This is a genomic window from Arthrobacter sp. H20 (assembly GCF_000520515.1).
Lineage (GTDB): Bacteria > Actinomycetota > Actinomycetes > Actinomycetales > Micrococcaceae > Arthrobacter_D.
Window position 1 is genome coordinate 1 of sequence record NZ_KI914756.1, and the last position, 3,069, is coordinate 3,069.

Annotated in this window: 4 protein-coding genes; 3 read left to right on the forward strand and 1 reads right to left on the reverse strand. The window is 61.8% G+C overall.

The window, feature by feature from the left end:
* Nucleotides 1-84: 84 nt before the first annotated feature.
* Nucleotides 85-291 (reverse strand): hypothetical protein, encoded by a 207-nt coding sequence (locus tag Y703_RS0115525; protein WP_026553443.1) that lies wholly within the window; start codon nt 289-291, stop codon nt 85-87.
* A 566-nt stretch (nt 292-857) separates the two neighbouring features.
* On the opposite strand from Y703_RS0115525, the gene Y703_RS0115530 reads away from it, so the two are divergent.
* The 3 genes from Y703_RS0115530 to Y703_RS21080 all read left to right on the forward strand — a co-directional run.
* Nucleotides 858-1,430, forward strand: coding sequence for a recombinase family protein (locus Y703_RS0115530; RefSeq protein ID WP_026553444.1), 573 nt, complete (start codon nt 858-860; stop codon nt 1,428-1,430).
* A 256-nt stretch (nt 1,431-1,686) separates the two neighbouring features.
* A complete protein-coding gene (locus Y703_RS0115535) occupies nt 1,687-2,190 on the forward strand; it encodes a hypothetical protein (RefSeq protein WP_155849564.1) in 504 nt (167 codons plus the stop codon).
* A 466-nt stretch (nt 2,191-2,656) separates the two neighbouring features.
* Nucleotides 2,657-3,069, forward strand: a 413-nt coding sequence (locus tag Y703_RS21080) for a helix-turn-helix domain-containing protein (protein WP_155849565.1), incomplete at its 3' end; no start/stop codon positions are given.

Consider the following 3,069-nt stretch of genomic DNA (forward strand, 5'->3'; position numbering starts at 1 on the left):
ACACTATTTTCCCAGCTCAGGAGCACTTTTCGTCGTTTAACCACGCCCCACCAGCCACTACCTCATGAAAGACCGAGGCTAGGCTTATTCACCCCGCGGTGCGTTGATCTGTTGAAACCACCCCTTCCCGCAGCCGATGAACTCTCTGCAGCGTTCGATCTCAGAAAGCCCCGCGCCGATCCCCGAAACCCGCACCGTCCGAGTCAGGATCATCCCGCCGGCCTGGGACACCACCCCGGCCCCGGCGGAATCAGCACGGACAGACGGGTAGAGAGCGGTAGTATTACTCACCAGAAAGGTGCTCCTTCAGCTGGCCGGAAATTTTGCGTCAACAACACTATTTTCCCAGCTCAGGAGCACTTTTCGTCGTTTAACCACGCCCCACCAGCCACTACCTCATGAAAGACCGAGGCTAGGCTTATTCACCCCGCGGTGCGTTGATCTGTTGAAACCACCCCTTCCCGCAGCCGATGAACTCTCTGCAGCGTTCGATCAGATCGAATCACCCACCGACTAGCCGGAGTAGTTCGGCCAGCAGCGGTCTCGCAGACGTCCCAGTAGCCGTCTTCGTATCTGCAGTATTGACGCCCCTGTAACGCTCAGTCAGGAATGGCGGTTAGATTGCAGCTTAATTTGGCGGTTCCACGACCCCGCTCGAGGCGGCCCGGTGGGCCGCCCGCTGGCATCTCAGCAAAGGATCCTTTGTCAGGACGTGACGGCGGGCCCGACTGCGGTTGGTCGGAGTCCAGTATTTGCGGCAATTCCCGGAGGCGTGTCGTGTCTCAGCAATGTGTCTCACATGGACTATTCTCAACAAAGCGGATTAGGGCCTTTGATGAGCTAATAGGGGAGTGGGCGTGGGCAGTATCGGGTATGCGAGGGTCAGCACCCTGGACCAGAACGCGGACCTGCAGCAGGCGGCGTTAGCGGCCGCGGGCTGCAGGCGGGTTTTTACGGACCATGGTGTGAGCGGGACGAGGGCCAGCAGGCCTGAACTGGATAAACTGCTCGATCATCTTCGGGAGGGAGATGAGGTGGTGGTGTGGAAGCTGGACAGGTTAGGGCGCAACACCCGAAACCTGCTGGCCCTCATCGATGATCTCGAACACCGGGGGGTGCACTTCCGCAGCGTCACGGAAGGCATCAGTACGACGGGTCCGATGGGCAGGGCCATGCTGACCGTGATGTCCGCCTTCGCTCAGCTCGAGCGCGACCAGCTGGCCGAGCGGACCAGGGCCGGCATGGCCGTGGCAGCTGAACATGGGCGGAAGGCCGGGCGGCGGGAAGTCACCGCCGCTCATGCGTTGGTCAAGCGCGCCCGTGATCTGAAGGCCCAGGGTCTTGCTCCGGCTGATATTGGGAAGATCATCGGGGCCAGCCGGGCAACTGTGTACCGGTACCTGAGCATGGGTACCAACGACGTGCTCTGACGAGGACCGAAGGTGACACCACGGACGACCTGAACGGGCGCGTAGCCCGCGATCAAGGTTCCTACGCGCCACTCTTGCCGAACACCCGCGAAGGCGGTCACCGCGGCCATAAAAAAAGCACTGGGCTGGACCCGCCACATTGCGCTGACAGTGGTGTGGATGGGTCGGCGTCAGTGTGCTGGATTACAGAACCTCGATCTGTCACGTGGATAGGGTGGGTGGATTATTTGTCATTCATTTTCTTTAGGAGACTATCGTGCGGCTACGAACGTTCCTCGCCCCAATGAGCATCGCCGTTTTGGCGTTGCTCGCTCCGAGTCCGGCTTTCGCGGACGCGGACGGCACCCCCCGCACCAACTCCAGCACCAGCGCCAGCGAGGTTCATCGCATCAATGGGGCAGCCGTGAGCTCCCTGCCGGAGGACCAGCGGAGGTTGTCGGTGGAAGGCAAACTCGGCAGCGACGGTGTGGCCGCCGGACGCCTGTCCTTCACGCATCAGAGCCCGTCAGGGTTATCCCACTTCACGGCCCGGTTGACCTGCCTGGAGTTCAATGACGGCCGGACAGAAGTCAGTGGAACCATCACCAAGGGCGAGACGGCCGCCGGTGTTGTCCTGGACGGCAAGATGGTGGCCTTCACCTTGGACACAGAAGGTGCGCAGAACTTCTCGCTCCCCCAGATCGGTCCCGGAGCCGCCAACTGTGGAGGGGGCAGGGCCGAGACGGTACCCGTAACCCAGGCGGGCTTCCACATCCGCTGATTCCTTCGCGGTGATCCGTCCCGGCTTGTTTACGCCCTGCCCCGCGAACGGTGTGCACAAGTCGCCCCTAACGTCCCTCGCGGACGTGCCCGGGTGGTAGCAGCAGGCACTTGGTCACGCAAATGCATTACTTGATGATGCCGGGTTTTTGCCAGCCGTCGGCGGCATGCAGGTTGCCTGGACGTCTTGCGGTCCGCCTTCGGGGTGGACTTCAACCGGCCCTTTTTTGGCGGCTGGATCCCAGCACATCCAGCGCTGGTACTGGCCGACAGTGCAGCGCAGCTGGTGCGATCCTCCTGATGCGTCCCCGATGGGGGCGGGATCGTTGCTTATGGTCCGATGTCACCGTTACCCCCGGGGGCAGTTGTCGGGCGCTGAGGTCCGTTCAGCGGCGTCGTCCTCCGGTAGCACCTAGTGTAGCGTGTCGTTGATTCCTTTGGGGCTGATTGTTTGTCAGACTTGATTCATGGTTTATTTGGCGAGGGCATTGGAGTTGCGTGACGGGGACAAAGGTGCCCTGGAGGCGCTGACTCGTGGGAAAGCATCGACCGCGACAGTGGCTCTGCGGGCGCGGACGGTTTTGTTGGCTGCCGACGGGGTGCCGAATTTCCAGATCGAGAAGATGACAGGGTTTTCGGCGCCAACCGTTTTGAAGTGGCGCAATCGTTATGCCGAGGGCGGCATCGAGGCCTTGTCTGATGTCCAGCGCCCGGGCCGGGAGCGGGAGATCGACGAGCTCGCCCTGATCGCTGACACTTTGACCAACGACGGGATCCCGCCGGCTGAGCTGGGGATCTCGCACTGGTCCGCCCGCGTCATGGCCGAACGCCACGGGGTGTCCTTTTCCTCCGTGGCCCGAATCTGGCGCCGTTGGAAAAT